This is a genomic window from Streptosporangium vulgare, from assembly GCF_042428775.1.
Lineage (GTDB): Bacteria > Actinomycetota > Actinomycetes > Streptosporangiales > Streptosporangiaceae > Streptosporangium > Streptosporangium vulgare.
In genome coordinates, this window is record NZ_JBHMBS010000003.1 from 21,140 (window position 1) to 38,543 (window position 17,404).

The 17,404-nt window shown below is 70.4% G+C and carries 17 protein-coding genes; 13 read left to right on the plus strand and 4 right to left on the minus strand.

All coding sequences use genetic code 11. The features are described from left to right. Nucleotides 1-18: 18 nt before the first annotated feature. Together ACFFRH_RS07015 and ACFFRH_RS07020 are read right to left on the minus strand one after the other, a co-directional pair. On the minus strand, nt 19-225 hold the full coding sequence (locus ACFFRH_RS07015) for an acyl-CoA carboxylase subunit epsilon (RefSeq protein WP_344747446.1): 207 nt from the start codon (nt 223-225) through the stop codon (nt 19-21). Further along, a complete protein-coding gene (locus tag ACFFRH_RS07020) occupies nt 222-1,826 on the minus strand; it encodes an acyl-CoA carboxylase subunit beta (protein ID WP_344747445.1) in 1,605 nt (534 codons plus the stop codon). Before ACFFRH_RS07020 ends, ACFFRH_RS07015 begins: the two co-directional genes overlap by 4 nt. A 101-nt stretch (nt 1,827-1,927) precedes the next feature. Here ACFFRH_RS07020 and ACFFRH_RS07025 point away from each other — a divergent pair, with 101 nt between their 5' ends. From ACFFRH_RS07025 to ACFFRH_RS07040, 4 genes are all read left to right on the plus strand, one after another. Next, nucleotides 1,928-2,716, plus strand: coding sequence for an ABC transporter ATP-binding protein (locus ACFFRH_RS07025; RefSeq protein ID WP_344747444.1), 789 nt, complete (start codon nt 1,928-1,930; stop codon nt 2,714-2,716). Then, nucleotides 2,692-4,494, plus strand: a complete 1,803-nt coding sequence (locus tag ACFFRH_RS07030) for a hypothetical protein (RefSeq protein ID WP_386155139.1) — start codon at nt 2,692-2,694, stop codon at nt 4,492-4,494. The genes ACFFRH_RS07025 and ACFFRH_RS07030 overlap by 25 nt, the downstream gene beginning before the upstream one ends. 133 nt (nt 4,495-4,627) lie before the next feature. After that, nucleotides 4,628-7,264, plus strand: a complete 2,637-nt coding sequence (locus ACFFRH_RS07035; RefSeq protein ID WP_386155141.1) for a phosphoenolpyruvate carboxylase — start codon at nt 4,628-4,630, stop codon at nt 7,262-7,264. After that, nucleotides 7,261-7,806, plus strand: coding sequence for a GNAT family N-acetyltransferase (locus ACFFRH_RS07040; RefSeq protein ID WP_386155145.1), 546 nt, complete (start codon nt 7,261-7,263; stop codon nt 7,804-7,806). Before ACFFRH_RS07035 ends, ACFFRH_RS07040 begins: the two co-directional genes overlap by 4 nt. A 140-nt stretch (nt 7,807-7,946) precedes the next feature. Here the strand turns inward: ACFFRH_RS07040 and fdhD are convergent, their stop codons facing one another. Continuing rightward, nucleotides 7,947-8,993: a formate dehydrogenase accessory sulfurtransferase FdhD gene (gene fdhD, locus ACFFRH_RS07045; RefSeq protein ID WP_344747440.1), complete on the minus strand. Its 1,047-nt coding sequence runs from the start codon at nt 8,991-8,993 to the stop codon at nt 7,947-7,949. Nucleotides 8,994-9,146: 153 nt separating this feature from the next. Here fdhD and ACFFRH_RS07050 point away from each other — a divergent pair, with 153 nt between their 5' ends. The 9 genes from ACFFRH_RS07050 (at nt 9,147) to ACFFRH_RS07090 (ending at nt 16,551) form a co-directional block, all read left to right on the plus strand. Beyond that, a complete protein-coding gene (locus tag ACFFRH_RS07050) occupies nt 9,147-9,971 on the plus strand; it encodes a biotin--[acetyl-CoA-carboxylase] ligase (RefSeq protein WP_344747439.1) in 825 nt (274 codons plus the stop codon). Between the two features lie 33 nt (nt 9,972-10,004). Further along, entirely contained in the window at nt 10,005-10,523 is a 519-nt protein-coding gene (locus ACFFRH_RS07055) for a PH domain-containing protein (RefSeq protein ID WP_386155150.1), read from the plus strand. Nucleotides 10,524-10,526: 3 nt separating this feature from the next. Then, the gene (locus tag ACFFRH_RS07060; protein ID WP_386155153.1) at nt 10,527-11,564 is read left to right on the plus strand and encodes an adenylate/guanylate cyclase domain-containing protein; all 1,038 of its coding nucleotides are present in this window, start codon (nt 10,527-10,529) and stop codon (nt 11,562-11,564) included. A 75-nt stretch (nt 11,565-11,639) separates the two neighbouring features. Then, nucleotides 11,640-12,725: an S-(hydroxymethyl)mycothiol dehydrogenase gene (locus tag ACFFRH_RS07065; protein ID WP_344747454.1), complete on the plus strand. Its 1,086-nt coding sequence runs from the start codon at nt 11,640-11,642 to the stop codon at nt 12,723-12,725. Next, nucleotides 12,722-13,339, plus strand: coding sequence for an MBL fold metallo-hydrolase (locus ACFFRH_RS07070; protein ID WP_344747434.1), 618 nt, complete (start codon nt 12,722-12,724; stop codon nt 13,337-13,339). Before ACFFRH_RS07065 ends, ACFFRH_RS07070 begins: the two co-directional genes overlap by 4 nt. 313 nt (nt 13,340-13,652) lie before the next feature. Next, a complete protein-coding gene (locus ACFFRH_RS07075; RefSeq protein WP_350946419.1) occupies nt 13,653-13,832 on the plus strand; it encodes a (2Fe-2S)-binding protein in 180 nt (59 codons plus the stop codon). A gap of 15 nt (nt 13,833-13,847) precedes the next feature. Further along, on the plus strand, nt 13,848-14,330 hold the full coding sequence (bfr, locus tag ACFFRH_RS07080) for a bacterioferritin (RefSeq protein WP_344747432.1): 483 nt from the start codon (nt 13,848-13,850) through the stop codon (nt 14,328-14,330). A 271-nt stretch (nt 14,331-14,601) separates the two neighbouring features. Next, nucleotides 14,602-15,270, plus strand: a complete 669-nt coding sequence (locus ACFFRH_RS07085) for a response regulator transcription factor (RefSeq protein ID WP_012888073.1) — start codon at nt 14,602-14,604, stop codon at nt 15,268-15,270. Between the two features lie 3 nt (nt 15,271-15,273). After that, nucleotides 15,274-16,551: an ATP-binding protein gene (locus tag ACFFRH_RS07090; protein ID WP_344747431.1), complete on the plus strand. Its 1,278-nt coding sequence runs from the start codon at nt 15,274-15,276 to the stop codon at nt 16,549-16,551. A gap of 59 nt (nt 16,552-16,610) precedes the next feature. Here the strand turns inward: ACFFRH_RS07090 and ACFFRH_RS07095 are convergent, their stop codons facing one another. Then, entirely contained in the window at nt 16,611-17,174 is a 564-nt protein-coding gene (locus tag ACFFRH_RS07095; protein WP_344747430.1) for a GtrA family protein, read from the minus strand. Nucleotides 17,175-17,404: the final 230 nt, after the last annotated feature.

A 17,404-nucleotide genomic window follows, 5' to 3' on the forward strand; every position in this document is an offset into this window, starting at 1 on the left:
ACACCCTGTTCCCGGGATCTATCTCGGCAGCGCACTGGATCGCCACGCGCCTTGTCCGGTAGGAAGTGCTTTTCGCATGCGATGTGAGTGATTGCTCCAGGATTTCGACGTCTGCGGGGCTTTCGACGCCGAACTCGCCGGTACGGCACGTGTCGAGAGGGCGATCACCACCGCGGCGATCTCCTCGGGGGAGGCGTCCCCTTTAATGATCTTCAGATGTCTCACAGCGGGATGTTCCCGTGCTTCTTCGGGGGCAGGGTCGCGCGCTTGTCGCGCAGGGTCCGCAGCGCCTTGACGATCTGGACCCGGGTGTCGGAAGGGCGGATCACGGCGTCCACATACCCACGTTCGGCCGCGAGATACGGGTTGGCGAGCGTGTCCTCGTACTCGGCGACGAACCTGGCCCGCTGGGAGTCCGGATCCTCGGCCGCGGCGAGCTCGCGCCGGTAGAGGATGTTGACCGCGCCCTGCGCGCCCATCACCGCGATCTGCGCGGTCGGCCAGGCCAGGTTGACGTCGGCGCCAAGGTGCTTGGACCCCATGACGTCGTACGCCCCGCCGTACGCCTTGCGGGTGATGACCGTGACGAGGGGCACGGTCGCCTCCGCGTAGGCGTAGAGCAGTTTGGCGCCGCGCCGGATGATCCCGTTCCATTCCTGGTCGGTGCCCGGCAGGAATCCCGGGACGTCGACGAATGTCAGTACGGGAATGTTAAAGGCGTCGCACGTACGGACGAATCTCGCGGCTTTCTCGGAGGCCGAGATGTCCAGCGTGCCGGCGAAACTCATCGGCTGGTTGGCGACGATCCCCACCGAGCGTCCCTCGACCCGCCCGAAACCCACGAGGATGTTGGGCGCGAATTGCGCGTGCACCTCCAGGAATTCGCCGTCGTCGAGGACGTGTTCGAGGACCGCGTGCATGTCGTAGGGCTGGTTCGCCGAGTCGGGGATCAGCGTGTCGAGCTCGCGGTCGGAGTCGGTGGTCTCCAGCGGCGGATCGGCGTCGAACGCCGGGGCGTCGTCCATGTTGTTGGACGGCAGGTAGGACAGCAGCGCCCTGGCGAACTCCAGGCAGTCGGCCTCGTCGGACGCCTCGTAGTGGGCCACGCCCGAGCGGGAGTTGTGCGTGTGCGCCCCGCCGAGTTCCTCGAACGTCACCTCCTCGCCGGTGACCGTCCTGATCACGTCGGGGCCGGTGATGAACATGTGCGACTTCTCCGACACCATCAGCACGAAGTCGGTGAGCGCGGGGGAGTAGACGGCGCCGCCCGCGCAGGGGCCCATGACCAGCGAGATCTGCGGGATCACCCCGGAGGCGTGGACGTTCCGCTTGAAGATCTCGGCGTAAAGGCCCAGCGAGACGACGCCCTCCTGGATGCGCGCCCCTCCGGAGTCGTTGATCCCGATCACCGGGCAGCCGGTCTTCAGCGCGTGGTCCATGACCTTGACGATCTTCTCGCCGAAGACCTCGCCCAGGGAGCCGCCGAAGACGGTGAAGTCCTGGGCGAAGACCGCCACCGGGCGGTCGTCGACCGTGCCGTACCCGGTCACGACCCCGTCGCCGTACGGCCGCTCGCGCTCCAGGCCGAAGCTCGTGGACCGGTGCCTGGCGAGCTTGTCGAACTCCACGAAGCTGCCCTCGTCGAGGAGGGCGAGCACCCGCTCCCTGGCGGTCATCTTCCCCGCGGCGTGCTGCTTCTCGACGGCGCGCGCCGAACCCGCGTGGGCCGCCTCGCCCAGGCGGCGCTCCAGGTCGGCCAGCTTCCCGGCCGTGGTGTGGATGTCGGGTCCGGAATCCGACGGCTCGGCACTCAGGGACTCGCTCATCCCAGCAGGGTAACCGTCGTCTCACATCGCGAACTATCGGGGGCGATCGTTCGTTTCCCGTGCGGGGCGGCCGATCCGCGGGCCGCGGAAGGGGAGGTGCCATGCCGGAGGTCACGGAGGCGGTAAGGACGCGGGGGCTGCTCAAGAGGTTCGGGCAGCAGGTGGCCGTGGGGGGTGTCGACCTGGTGGTGCCGCGGGGCAGTTTCGCCGGGCTGGTCGGCCCCAACGGCGCGGGGAAGACCACCACGCTCAGCATGGTCACCGGCCTCCTGCGTCCCGACGGCGGCTCCGTCCACATCGGCGGCGCCGACGTCTGGCACGACCAGGTCACGGTCAAGGGCCGCATCGGCGTGCTCCCCGAGGGGCTGCGCCTGTTCGAGCGGCTGTCGGGCAGGGAGCTGCTCTCCTACAACGGCCAGCTCCGCGGCATCCCCAGGGCCGAGGTGGGGCGGCGGGCGGAGGAGCTGCTGAAGGTCATGGACCTGGCCGACTCGGCCGACAAGCTCGTCGTCGACTACTCCACCGGCATGCGCAAGAAGATCGGCCTGGCGGCGGCGCTGCTGCACAACCCCGGGGTGCTCTTCCTCGACGAGCCGTTCGAGGGCGTCGACCCGGTCAGCGCCAACACGCTCGTCGAGGTGCTCAGGCGCTACACCGCCTCCGGGTCGACGGTGGTCTTCTCCAGCCACGTCATGGAGCTCGTCGAGCGCCTGTGCGACTGGGTCTCGGTGATGGACCGCGGGCGGATCGTCGCCCAGGGGCCGCTGGACGAGGTCAGGGCGGGCCGCGGCCTCAACGAGGCCTTCCTCGGCCTGGTCGGGGCCCGGGGCGGCGACGACGGCCCGGGTGGGCAGGGGGGCCTGTCGTGGCTGGGCGCGACCCCCTCGTGAGCGCGCCGGGCGGGACCGGGCGGCAGGAGGACGACGGGAGGGGTGACGGGCGGGGTGACGGGGTGAGCGCGGGCGTGCGAGGAGATGTCGTCGCGGGAGGCGCGGGAGGCGCGGGAGGCGCGGGAGGCGCGGGAGGTACGGAGGGCGCGGGCATGCGGGGAGGCGCCGTCGCGGGAGGTACGGGAGGCGCGGGAGGTGCGGGGACCGTGCGGGTCGGGCCGATGGTGTTCGTACGGCTCAAGCTGCGGCTCGTCGCCGGGAATCTGAGCGGCAGCACCCAGCGCCTGCTGGGGTTCGTCTTCACGGTGATCGTCGCGTTCCTCTTCGGCACCTTCGGCTTCCTGATGATGGCCGCGCTGCGCCTCGCGCCCGCGGACGTCGCGCTGGACACCGTGACCGTGCTGTTCACCGTCTTCCTGGTGGGCTGGGCGGTCGTGCCGCTGCTCGCGTTCGGGCTGGACGACACGCTCGACCCGTCGCGCCTGGCCCTGTTCCCGCTGCGGACCGGCCAGCTGGCCACCGGCATGTTCGCCGCCTCGGTCACCGGCGTGTGGCCGCTCGCCTCGCTGGCCGTGATGGCCGGGGCCGTGGCGGGCCTGGCCACCGGGATCGGCGGGGTGATCCTGGGCGCGGTCGCGGTGCTGCTCCACTTCGCGCTCTGCGTCACGCTCTCCCGGCTGGTCACCACGTCACTGTCGGGAATCCTGCGCACCCGCAGGGGACGCGACGTGCTGGCCGTCTCGGTGGTCTTCCTCATCCTGGCGGCCCAGCTGCCCAACCTGCTGATCAACGGCGGCCTGTCGGCCGACCCCGGGGCCGTGCTGCACGGCATCGCCTCGGTGCTGAGCTGGACCCCCTCGGGTGTCGCGGCCCGCGCCGTCGCCGACGGCGGCCTTCTGGCGGTCGCGGGATCGGCCCTGCTCGCGGTCCTGATCGCCGGGGCCGGGTGGCTGTGGATCGCGGCGCTGCGGCGCTCCCTGGTCTCCTCCGACGCCTCCACCCAGGGCGCGTCGGTGCGAAACTCCCAGGGCCTGCTGGCCAGGATCCTGCCCGACGGCCCGCTCGCCGCGGTCGCGGGCAAGGAGCTCAAGTACGCCCGGCGCGACCCGCGGGGCAGGGTCGGCTGGTTCGCCGCCGTCGCGGTCACTGGCATCATGGCCTTCTCGATGTACGGGAACGGCGACGGCGCGGCCGGGAGCGTCCTGGCGATCCTCCCCGCCTGCATCGGCGCGGTGATGATCAGTATCCAGTGGTGCAACGCCTTCGGCATCGACGGCCGCTCCCTGTGGATGAACGCCGTCGCCTACGGCACCGACCGCGACTGGCGCACCGACATCGCCGGGCGGCACCTGGCCGTGGCGACGATCGCGGTCCCGCTGCTGCTCCTGCTCGCCACGGTCGCGGCCCTGCTCGCCGGGGACGTCCTGTGGGCGGTTCCGGCCGCGCTCACCGCCTGGGGCGTCCTCGGGGCCGGGCTCGGGGTGGGCGCGCTGACCAGCGTGCTGATGCCGTACACCGTGCCCGAGCGCCTGAACGCCTTCACCGGCGCGGCCCCCGGGCAGGGCGGCATCGCCTTCGTGGCGTCGTTCGGCGCGCTGATCGGCACCGGCCTGCTCGCGCTGCCGATCGTCGTGCCGGTCCTGATGGGCCTCACGTGGGTCGGCGTGCTGGCGGTGCCGTACGGGCTGCTGGTCTCCTGGGGCGGCCGGAGGGTCGCGGGGAAGATCGCCTTCGCCCGGTATCCGGCACTCCTGGAGGCGAGTTCCATGGCCACCTGACGCTCGCCCCGCGGCCGTCCGAACGGTCCGTTGACGACCTCTTGAACAGCCCGTCGACGGCCTCCCGAATGGTCTAGTCCAATGGGTGAGACCGGTCTCCGTTCGACAAAACGGACTGGGTACGCTGGCGGGCATGCCCGCCACCGTGTCCCATCAGGCAGAGCGTTCCTCCGCTGTCACCGAGATGCCCGACGAGCTGCGCGCGGACGTGCGACTGCTCGGTGAACTCCTGGGGCAGGTCATCGCCGAGCATGGCGGCGATGACCTGCTCGCCGATGTCGAACGGCTGCGCAAGGCCGTCATCGGGGCCCGCAGAAAGCAGGTGTCGGTCGACGAGATCACCGCGATGGTGGCCGAGTGGCCGATCGACCGCGCGGTGCAGATCGCCCGTGCGTTCACCTGCTACTTCCACCTGGCGAACCTCGCCGAGGAGCACTTCAGGATCCGCACCCTCAGGGTCCGCGACACCGGCGAGGAGCCGTTGCCCGAGTCCCTGGCCCAGGCCGTCCAGGAACTCGGCGACGACAAGGTCGCCGACCTGGTCGAGGGGCTGCGCCTGCACCCCGTGCTGACCGCGCACCCCACCGAGGCCCGCAGGCGCGCCGTGGTCACCGCGATCCAGCGCATCAGCGGCCAGCTCGCCGCGTACAACAGCTCCGACAGGGGCGCGGCCGAGCGGGCGGAGACCCGGCGGCGGCTGCTGGAGGAGATCGACCTGCTGTGGCGGACCGCCCAGCTGCGGTCCACCAAGCTCGACCCGCTGGACGAGGTCCGCACCGCGATGGCGGCCTTCGACGAGACCCTCTTCCGGGTGGTCCCGCAGGTCTACCGCGCCCTGGACGCCGCGCTCGGCGGCGGGGCCGGCACCGGGAAGCCGAGGGCCCGCGCCTTCATCAGGTACGGCAGCTGGATCGGTGGCGACCGCGACGGCAACCCGAACGTCACCTCCAAGGTGACCAGGGACGCCGTGCTCATCCAGGCCGAGCACGTGCTGATCGCCCTGGAGAACGCCACGCTCAGGATCGGCCGCTCCCTCACCCTCACCGCCGAGTACACCCCCGCCTCCGCCGGGCTGCGGGCCGCGCTGTCGAGCGCGGTGAACGACCACCCCGACGTGGTCTCGGAGATGGCCACCCGCTCCCCGAGGGAGCCGCACCGGCAGTGGCTGATGTTCGTCGCCGCCCGCATCGCGGCGACCCGTCAGCGCGGCCTCGACCTGGCGTACCGCTCGCCGGAGGAGCTCCTGACCGACCTGCGCACCACCCAGGACTCGCTGGTCGAGGCCGGGGCGAACCGGCAGGCGTACGGGGAGCTGCAGCACCTCATCTGGCAGGTGGAGACGTTCGGCTTCCACCTGGCCGAGCTGGAGGTCCGCCAGCACTCGCAGGTCCACGCCGCCGCGCTGGAGGACATCGCCGCCGGGCGCACCTCCGAGCGGACCGAGGAGGTCCTGGCCACGATCCGCACGATCGCCTGGATCCAGGAGCGGTTCGGGGTGACCGCCTGCTCCCGCTACGTCGTCTCCTTCACCCGCTCGGCCGACGACATCGCCGCGGTCCACGCGCTGGCCGCGCACGCGCTGGGCGACCGGGCGCCCCGGCTCGACGTGGTCCCGCTGTTCGAGTCGGGCGCCGACCTGGCCGCCGCCCCCACCGTGCTGTCGGGGATGCTGGAGATCCCGGCCGTGCGGGCCAGGCTCGACGCCGACCGGCGCCTGGAGGTCATGCTCGGCTACTCCGACTCCGCCAAGGAGCTCGGCCCGGCCGCCGCGACCCTGAAGCTGTACGAGGCCCAGGAGGCGCTGGCCGCCTGGTCGGCCGAGCACGACGTGCCGCTCACGCTGTTCCACGGCCGGGGCGGCGCCCTGGGCCGGGGCGGCGGCCCGGCCAACCGGGCCGTGCTCGCGCAGGCCCCGGGCTCGGTCGGCGGCAGGTTCAAGGTCACCGAGCAGGGCGAGGTCATCTTCGCCCGCTACGGCCACGACGCCATCGCCCGCCGCCACATGGAGCAGGTCACCTCGGCGGTGCTGCTCGCCTCCACCCCGTCCATCGAGGCCCGTACGGCCGAGGCGGCGGGGCGTTTCCGCGGCGTGGCCGGGAAGGTCGCCTCCGCCTCGGAGAAGGCCTACCGGAGGCTGACCGAGGCGCCCGGCTTCCCCGAGTGGTTCTCCCTGGTCAGCCCGCTTGAGGAGATCGGCTCGCTCCGCCTGGGCTCCCGCCCCGCCCGGCGCGGTCTCGGCGCGCCCCGGTCCCTGGACGACCTGCGGGCCATCCCGTGGGTGTTCGCCTGGGCCCAGACCCGGGTCAACCTGCCGGGCTGGTACGGCCTGGGCAGCGGCCTGGAGGCGGTGATCTCCGAGGCGGGCCTGGACGAGCTGCGCGCCGCCTACCGCGAGTGGCCGCTGTTCGCCTCGCTGCTGGACAACGTGGAGATGTCGCTCGCCAAGACCGACCGCGACATCGCCGCCCGCTACCTCGCGCTCGGCGCCAGGGACGACTTCGTCGAGCAGGTCCTGGCCGAGTACGACCTGACGCGCCGCCTGGTCCTGGAGATCACCGGCCACACCCGGCTGCTGGAGGACCGCAAGGTGCTGTCCCGCGCGGTGCAGCTCCGCGACCCGTACGTGGACGCGCTCTCCCACCTGCAGCTGCGGGCCCTGTCCACCCTCCGCGCCGACGACGGGCTGTCTGAGGAGGAGCGCGAGCGCCTGTCCACGCTGCTGCTCCTGTCGGTCAACGGTGTCGCGGCGGGCCTGCAGAACACCGGATGATCCGCGAGGCGAGGGCCGGGGACCTCCCGGCCGTGGAGAGACTGGTCGAGGCGGCCTACCGGCCGTGGGCGGACCTCATCGGGGTCCGCCCCAAGCCGATGGACGACGACTACGCCGCCCACGCGGCGGCCGGTCGTCTCCACGTGCTGGACCTTCGGGAAGAACTTCAGGGAGATCTCCCGGGAGAGGACGGGCACGCCGGGATCGCCGGGTTGATCGTGCTGGTCCCCGAAGAGGGCGTGCTGCTGGTGGACAACGTGGCGGTGGCTCCCGGCCTGCACGGCCGGGGGCTCGGCAGGCGCCTGCTGTCCTTCGCCGAGGAACAGGCCCGCGCCGCGGGCCTCGGCGCCCTGCGCCTCTACACCAACGCCCGTATGGAGTCGAACATCGCCCTCTACCGGCGCCTCGGGTACGAGATCACCGAAAGCCGCCGGTCCGGCCCGCGCGACGTCGTCTTCATGGCCAAACGGCTCCCGGCTGACGGGGACGGCTCCCCGGCGCGGGCGGGCGGCTCCACAGAATCCAATATGAGCGATTCTTAACGTAAGTGGACTAGAAGGGTACATAACGGCATCCGGGGGCCGGAGCGGGCGGCTCAGGGGCCGCCGCGGGGTGTCCTGGGCGGACCGGCCGGCGCGGGCGTGGTCCGAGAAGCGGCGAGGGTGGCGCGGGCGAGGGTGGCTCAGGGGCCGATGCGGTGCGCCCCCGCGTAGAGGTTGAAGCGCTCCTCGCGCAGGAAGCCGACCAGCGTCATCCCGAACTCCCTGGCCAGGTCGACGGCGAGGGATGACGGCGCGGAGACCGCGCAGACGACCGGCAGGCCCGCGGTGAGGGCCTTCTGCATGATCTCGTAGCTGGTCCGCCCGCTGACCATGAGCACGTGGCCGCCCAGCGGCAGCCTCCCGGTCATCATGGCCCAGCCGACCAGCTTGTCCAGCGCGTTGTGCCGCCCCACGTCCTCGCGGACCGCGAGCGGCTCGCCCCCGGCGGTGAACAGGCCGGCCGCGTGCAGCCCGCCGGTCTTGCCGAAGATCCCCTGGGCGTTTCTCAGCCTGCCGGGCAGGTCGTACAGGACCTCGGGGGAGACCAGCACGTCCTCCTGGCCGGGCAGCGGCGAGCAGCGGCCGCGCAGGGCGTCGAGGCTGGCGGTACCGCAGACGCCGCACGCGCTCGACGTCATGAAGTGCCGGTCGAGCGAGGGCAGATCGGGCAGCCCGTCACCGCGCAGCCGTACGGTCACCGTGTTGTAGCGCGCCTCCGGCGGCACGTCCTCGTCGGTGCAGTAGGCGATGGACACGATGTCCGCCGGTGCCGCGACGCCCTCGCCGTACAGGAATCCGGCGGCCAGCTCGAAGTCGTGGCCGGGGGTGCGCATGGTGATCGCGACCGTGCGGCGTTCCTCGCCCGCCTGGATGCGGATCTCCAGCGGCTCCTCGGTGGCCAGGTCGTCCCGGCGCTCGCGGATCGTCCCCGACCGCATCTGCCCGACCCGCGCCCGGGTGGTGGGCCCCGGCCTCCGCACGACCTCCACCACCTCGAAGCCCGGATCCGCTCCCGAGACGGCACCCGTTCCCGAGCCCGCACCCGTTTCCGAGCCCGCACCTGCTCCTGAACCCGCACCCGCCGCTGAGCTCGTGCCCACCTCGGGGCCCGGAGTGTCCTTCACGTCGGTCACGCCGGTCACGTAGGTCACGTCGGTGCCGTTCCGTGCGGGGAGATGTCTGCTCATGCGTTCATCATCTCTTTTCGCCGCCGTCTGAACGGTTTCCCGCCCCGTCAGAAAGCCGAACCTTGCCCGCCGACCCAGACTTCGATAACAGTATTCCCTGGTCATTGGATTAATTCGGTAACAGGGGGTCGTTAGTGGAGGCAAGATGGCTAAGTGCTCGACTCGCCCTTCACTGATCTCGACCGCCCGCCGCTCTCCCAGGCGGCGCTCACCCGCGCGCTGGTCCGTCCCGGTGGACTCTGGTCCGGCATCTCCGTGGTCACCAGGACCGGATCGACCAACGCCGATCTCGCGCACGCCGTCCGCGACGGCGCGCGGCAGGGCGCCGTCGTCGTCGCCGAGTCCCAGTTCGCCGGGCGTGGCAGGCTCGGCCGCGTCTGGAGCGCTCCAGCTCGTTCGAGCCTGACGTTCTCGGTCCTCCTGCGTCCCGACCCGCCCCTGTCCGAGCAGGGGTGGCTCCCCCTGCTCATCGGCCTGGCGGTCGCGTCGGCCGTGCGGAAGGTCGCCGAGGTCGACGTACGCCTCAAGTGGCCGAACGACCTGCTGATCGGCGAGCGCAAGCTCGCCGGGGTGCTCGCCGAGCGGATCGACAGCGCGGTGATCGTGGGCGTCGGGCTCAACGTGAGCGTGCGCCCCGAGGAGCTGCCGGTGGAGACCGCCACCTCCCTGGCCATCGAGGAGGCCGTCTGCGTCGACCGCGATCCGATCCTGCGCGGGGTGCTGCGGGAGATCGAGACCCACTACCGCGAGTGGTCGGAGGCGAACGGCGACGTCGAGGCCTGCGGCCTGCGGGCCGCCTACCTCGCGGTCAGCGCCACGGTCGGGCAGGAGGTCAGGGTGGAGCTGCCCGGTGAGCGGGTGCTCACCGGCACCGCCACCGGTGTCGACCGCGCCGGACGTCTGGTCGTCAGCTCCAGGGGAGAGGAGCACACGCTCAGCGCGGGCGACGTCGTGCATGTTCGACCCCACAGCTCATGACGTGGGGCATGCGGGCGTGCCACGATTTGCCCCATGGGTCTACCCGATCACCACATGACGGAGGGGGAGCGACGGATCAGGTCGTTCCACCCTCACTGGAAGCGACTTATCGGCCCGTTCCTCGCGTTGATTCTCATCATCGTGGGGTCCGGCGCCGCTCTTTTCCTCATGCCCGACTTCGAGTACCGGTCCTACGCGCTCATCGCGGTGGCGGTGGTCGCCGTCGGCCTGCTGACCGTGTGGTCGTTCATCCCGTACCTGCGCTGGAAGAACACCTCCTACGTCCTCACCTCGCACCGGTTCACCATCGGCACGGGGGTGCTGAACACGTCCGTCGACGACATCCCGATGACCAAGGTGAACACGGTCAGCGCCGACCAGACCCTCATGGAGAGGTTCTTCGGCTGCGGCACGCTGGTCGTCGAGTCGGCGGGCGACCACGGCCGGATCACGCTGCGGGACATTCCCCGGATCCAGGAGGTGCGGGCCGAGCTGTTCCGCGCGATCGACGACGCGGCCGACGGGGAGCCCTCGGAACCCGGCGGGCGGTGACCCATGGGGCGTGACCTCCTGGGCCTGGGGGAGGACGGGGACGAGACGGAGGTTCCCGCGGGTCGCCCGACGGCCGAGCGGATCGAGCGCCTCTTCGTCGGCGCCTCTCCTCGATACACCCGGATCCAGGTGGCGAGCCTGGCCCGGGTGCCGCAGGAGCTCACCGAGCGGATCTGGCGCGCGCTGGGGTTCGCCACGCTCCCCGACGACACGGTGGCCTTCACCGACGCGGACGTGGCCGTGCTGGAGCGGGTCCGGACGATGATGGAGAGCGGCCTGCTGGACGACCGGACCGTCATCCGGATGTCGAGGGCACTCGGCCAGACGACGGCGAGGCTCGCCCAGTGGCAGGCCGAGATCATGATCGGCGCCATGCTCGACCCCGGCCGACGGCCCACCGACGAGGACCTGGCGGCGGTCATGGAGACCTCGCGCCGGCTGCTGCCCGACTTCGAGAAGGTGCTGGTCCACGTCTGGCGCGCCCAGCTCGCCGCCGCCGGGACCCGCCTGCTGACGCTCGCCGACATCAACGACGACCTCGCGCCGGCCCGGCTCACCCTCGCGGTGGGCTTCGCCGACCTGGTCTCCTTCACCCGGGTCTCCCGCGAGCTGGACGAACGGGGCCTGGCGGAGCTGGTAGAGGGTTTCGAGTCGCGGGCCTCCGACGTCGTCGCCGAGCACGGGGGGCGGATGGTCAAGACACTCGGCGACGAGGTGTTCTTCACCGCGGCCGACCCGCGGACGGCCGCGACGATCGCCCTGGACCTGGTCGGCGCGATCCGCCAGTACGGTCCCGACGTGCGGATCGGGCTGGCGTACGGCCCGGTGCTGCCGATCATGGGCGACGTCTTCGGCACGACGGTGAACCTGGCGGCCAGGCTCACCGCCATCGCCCGCCCCGGCACCGTCGTCGCCGACGACAGGCTGGCCGAGGCGCTGAAGGACGCGCCCGGCGTCGAGGTCGGCCGCATCCGCCAGCGGCCGGCCCGCGGCCTCGGGGTGGTGCAGCCGTACGTGTTACGCAGGGCTGGTAATCATTGAGGCCGGAGCCCCAGGGTCGTCCGACCGGTAAGCGGGCCCGCGAGGGCCGAAACCATGACAGATGAGGTGCAGGACATGCCGTACACCGTGCAAGGCGTGGTCGCGCGTGGCAAGGGCGAGCCCGTCTCGCTGGAGACCGTCATCGTGCCCGATCCGGGCCCCGGCGAGGCCGTGGTGACGGTCCAGGCCTGTGGCGTCTGCCACACGGACCTGCACTACCGCGAGGGCGGCATCAACGACGAGTTCCCGTTCCTGCTCGGCCACGAGGCGGCCGGGGTGGTCGAGGCCGTCGGCGAGGGCGTCACCGAGGTGGCCCCCGGCGACTTCGTGATCCTGAACTGGCGGGCCGTGTGCGGCGACTGCCGGGCGTGCCTGCGGGGCCGTCCCTGGTACTGCTTCAACACCCACAACGCCACCCAGAAGATGACCCTGGAGGACGGCACACCGCTCAGCCCGGCCCTGGGCATCGGCGCCTTCATCGAGAAGACCCTGGTCGCGGCCGGGCAGTGCACCAAGGTCGACCCGCTGGCACCGGCGCGGGTGGCCGGGCTGCTGGGCTGCGGCGTGATGGCCGGCATCGGCGCCGCGATCAACACCGGAGGGGTTACCCGCGGCGACAGCGTGGCGGTCATCGGGTGCGGCGGCGTCGGCGACGCGGCCATCCTGGGGGCCCGGCTCGCGGGCGCCTCGAAGATCATCGCGGTGGACGTGGACGACCGCAAGCTCGGCTGGGCCAAGGACTTCGGCGCCACCCACACGGTCAACTCCCGCACCGCCGACGTGGTCGAGACGGTCAGGGAGCTCACCGGCGGCAACGGCGCCGACGTGGTCATCGAGGCGGTCGGCCGCCCCGAGACCTACAAGCAGGCCTTCTACGCCCGCGACCTCGCCGGGACCGTGGTCCTGGTCGGGGTGCCCACCCCGGACATGACGCTGGAGCTGCCGCTGCTGGACGTCTTCGGCCGGGGCGGCGCGCTGAAGTCCTCCTGGTACGGCGACTGCCTGCCCAGCCGCGACTTCCCCATGCTCATCGACCTCTACCGCCAGGGACGTCTCGACCTCGACCGCTTCGTCTCCGAGACGATCGGCATCGGCGACGTCGAGGACGCCTTCGCCAAGATGCACCGCGGCGAGGTCCTGCGCTCGGTGGTGGTCCTGTGATCGACAGGGTCGTCACCTCCGGCACGTTCTCGCTGGACGGCGGGACGTGGGACGTCGACAACAACGTCTGGATCGTCGGCTCGGCCAGCGAGGTCATCGTCGTCGACGCCGCGCACGACGCCGCCGCGATCGCCGAGCGGGTGGGTGACCGCGAGGTCAAGGCCATCGTCTGCACCCACGCGCACAACGACCACATCGACGCGGCGGCCGACCTCGCCGCGCGGACGGGCGCGCCGGTCCTGCTCCACCCGGCCGACCAGGTGCTGTGGGAGATGGTCTACACCGACCTGCCGTACACCCCGGTCGAGGACGGTCAGGTGCTCTCGGCCGGAGGGATCGAGCTGACCGTGCTGCACACGCCGGGCCACGCTCCGGGCGCGATCTGCCTGTACGGGGCCGACATCGGCGCGGTCTTCACCGGCGACACCCTGTTCAACGGCGGTCCCGGCGCGACGGGGAGGTCCTTCTCCTCCTTCGACACGATCATCGAGTCGATCAAGGGGCGGCTGCTCACCCTGCCGCCGGCGACGGCCGTGCACACCGGTCACGGCGCCTCCACCTCCATCGGCGCGGAGGCGGGACACCTGGAGGAATGGCTGGCCAGAGGCCACTGATCCACGTCCTGCCGCCGACCCGCCTCTCGCCGCCACACCGTGTTCCGCGGCTGACCGGCGTTCACCGCCGGGCCGCTTTTCACCACGTTCGGCTTTCGGCACGTTCGGCTTGCACCACGTTCGGCTTTCGGACGTTCGGCCCGATCACGCGCCCCGGCTTTCGCCGGGGCGCGTTTCGCGTTTCCGGCGGGAAATTCGTGCTCGTGACGGCGAGTTTAAGGCCGTGTGTCTCACCTCACATAGGCAAGCCTTACCAAATGAGTTAGCTTAGGTGTGCCTAACCTATGGTAGTCTCCAGAGAGGTCGCACTCCCGTGTACGTATGTCTCTGCCGCGCGGTCACCGAGAACGAGGTGCACGACTGCATCTCGGCAGGTGCCAGGAGCGCGCGCCAGATCCGCGATGCCACGGGTGCCGGTGGCGACTGCGCTTCTTGCGTGCGAAAAATCTGTGCGATCCTAAAGCGGTCCGAAGATTTGATGCCGACCGCATAGCACGAGGAGCCCGCCATGCAGGGCGACAAGAAAATCATCGAACTGCTCAACGAGCAGCTGACCGCGGAGCTGACCGCGATCAACCAGTACTTCCTGCACGCCAAGATGCAGGAAAACTGGGGATATACCAGGCTGGCCAAATACACCCGCGAAGAGTCCATCGACGAGATGCGCCACGCGGAGAAGCTGACCGACCGCATCCTCTTCCTTGAAGGCCTGCCCAACTACCAGAAGCTGGGCACCCTGCACATCGGCCAGACCGTGGCCGAGCAGCTCCGCGCCGACCTGGACGTCGAGCTCGAGGTGGTCACCCGCCTGAAGCCGGCGATCATCCTGATGCGCGAGAAGGGCGACGCCACCTCGGCCCGCCTGTTCGAGGAGATCCTCGAGGACGAGGAGCGCCACATCGACTACCTGGAGACCGAGCTGGGTCTCATCGGAAGCCTCGGGGAGCAGCTCTACCTCGCTCGCTACGCCGAGCCGCCGTCGGCGTCTTGAGGTGACCGTCGGCATCTTGAGGTGAATCGAGCAGAACACGCCCGCCAGATCCCTTCTGGTAGGGCGTGTTCTGCTTTGTCGGTCGCCTCTTTGGCGGGCCTGTGCTTTCGAGGGACTTCCAATGCGGGAGACCTACTCCGTGGCCCCCGGCCGTTGCGGGATGACTATCCGGGATTTATCAGTGTTTGCCCAGGTCAATGGATAGGTCAACGACGAGTCAAACCGCGCGCTGTACCCGGGAAACGATCCCCTAAGGTCCTACGATCGCAACATGACCTGTGTACTACTCGCCGAGGATGACACCTCGATTTCCGAGCCGCTGGCTCGAGCCCTGCGCCGCGAGGGTTATCAAGTGGAGGTGAGCCCTGACGGCCCGCAGGCTTTGGAGCGGGCGCTGTCAGGTGGCATCGACCTGATCGTTCTCGACCTGGGCCTGCCCGAGATGGACGGCCTGGAGGTGGCCCGGCGCATCCGTGCCGAGGGTCACGGAACTCCCGTGCTGATCCTCACCGCCCGTGTCGACGAGGTCGACACGGTGGTCGGCCTCGACGCCGGGGCCGACGACTACGTCACCAAGCCGTTCCGCCTCGCCGAGCTGCTGGCGCGCGTCCGCGCGCTGCTGCGGCGCGGCACGTCCGAGACGCCCGTGGTCCAGGGTGTGCGCATCGACGCCGACTCCCGTCGCGCGTGGATGGGAGACAAGGAGCTGCATCTGACCACGAAGGAGTTCGACCTGCTGAGGGTCCTGGTCCGCGACGCCGGAAAGGTGGTTACCCGAGAGCAGATCATGCGCGAGGTGTGGGACACCAACTGGTGGGGTTCGACCAAGACCCTGGACATGCACATCTCGTGGCTACGCCGGAAACTCGGTGACGACGCCGCCAAGCCCCGATACATCACAACCGTTCGAGGAGTCGGCTTCAGGTTCGAGCGCGAGTAGGAGATGCGCCGCCGTCTTCTCTCCTCAACTCTCCTCGTCGCGGTCATCGGGGTGTTGCTGCTTGGCATTCCCCTCGGTGTGGCGGTCAACCGGCTCATCGAGGAGGAGGCGACCCAGGAACTGTCCTCCCATGCCAAAAGCCTGCTCGGGGAGGTCGAGTACGCCCGGATCCAGGATCAGCCCGTTGACGAGCAACAGCTCGAACGCAAGTATTCCGATCTCTACATCCAGATCTACGCGAAGGGGACGCCTCCCCAGGTGATAACGGTGGGCACCGAGCCCCCCGAGAGCCAGAAGATGACCGAGGACGCGCAGTCGGAGAACGGCGTGTACGTCGCGGTCAGCCGGGACAAGACGGGAGTGGAGCGTGAGGTTCGCGCGTGGTTGTTCCTCATCCTGGGACTCGCCGCCGCTGCCCTCGCGGTCGCGGTCGGGCTCGCCATAGTGCAGTCGCGCCGCCTGACGTTACCGCTCAGCGACCTTGCGATGATCGCTGAGCGGCTCGGTTCCGGTGACGCCAGACCGAGCAAGCACCGTTACGGCATCCAGGAGCTCGATCGGGTGGCCGAGGTGCTCGACCGCAGCGCGACCCGCATCTCCGACCTCCTGGCCAGGGAGCGGGAGTTCGCGACCGACGCCTCCCATCAGCTTCGCACCCCGCTCACCGGCCTGACCATGAGACTTGAGGAGATCGTCGCCGCCGCCGACGAGCCGGGGATCGTCAAGGAGGAGGGCGAGGCCGCCATCGTGCAGGCCGAGCGGCTCACCGCCGTGATCGACGAGCTGCTGGCCACCGCCAGACGGCAGCGTCAGGCGCAGTCCGAGATCGTCGAGCTCGACGTGCTGCTCGATCAGCAGTTCATCGAGTGGGGCCCGGCGTTCCGCAGGGCCGGGCGGCGGCTGAGCCTGGTCGGCACGCGCGGCCTCCAGGCGCTGGGCACCGGCGGCGGCATCAGTCAGGTGATCTCCACCCTGCTGGAGAACTCGCTGGAACACGGCGGCGGCACGGTGACGGTGACCACCAGTGCCAGGGACAGGTCCATCGTGATCGAGGTCGCGGACCAGGGGAGCGGCATCCCCGACGAGCTCGCCCCCAGGGTCTTCGAACGGAACGTGAGCGGGCGCGGCAGCACGGGTCTCGGCCTGCCCCTCGCCAGGGCGCTGGCCGCCGCCGACGGGGGGCGCCTGGAGCTCGTACGGGCGCGTCCGGCGGCGTTCGCGTTCTTCCTGCGCCAGGTGGGCGAGCCGGGCAGGAACCGCGTCGTACGCGGGCCCGCCTGAGCGCTCCGGGTGCCCGGCTGCTGGACCCCGACTGACCGCCGGCGGGCGTACCGGCGCGGTTACTGGCGTGGGCCGGGGGGCGGCGCGCTCTCTTCCGAGGTCTTGTTCAGCAGATACATGTGGCCGTTGACCTGGCTGTTCGGTGTCGCCGGCCGGGTGGGTGGCGTGCCGGGGACGGCGTCGACCGGCGGCGTGCCGGGCAGGAAGACCCACTTCTTGTACGACCAGAACCTGAACAGGGTCCCGAGGGCGGTGCCGGTCAACAGGGCGATGTTGTAGCTCAGCGCGTCCTGCAGGCCCAGGGTGTAGGTCACGAAACCGATCACCAGCAGCGAGATCAGCAGGCCGATGCCGTTGAGGACGAAGAACAGGAAGTATTCGCGGGCCAGGCCGCTCTGCTCGCGGTGCCGGAACGTCCAGTAGCGGTTGCCGAGATAGGCGAAGGTGGCCGCGACGATCGTGGCGATGACCTTGGAGGTGAGCGGCCCCCAGCCGACGCCGAACCTGAGCAGGTTGGTGCCACCGGTGTCGATCACGAAGGCGACCGCGCCGATCGTCCCGAACTTCGCCAGCTCTCTCGCCAGCTCGGCGAGCCGCCGGTAGGCGCGTCGGAGAAACTCCACGTTTCCTGCACGGTCCTTTCGGGGTCGGCTGCTGATCCGCCGCGTCGGAGGACCTCGAACACTCTTCGGGCCAGGCTACCGGTGAGGGAGCATGATCCGCGCGAGGTTGACCCGTTGATGTCCATAGCCGTCAGCAGGGACTTTTTCCATGAATGTCGCATAGCACCGGATAAATAGGGAAACTGGCGTTACGCTGATCCCTCTGACCACGGGAAGTCCCTGAAACTTTC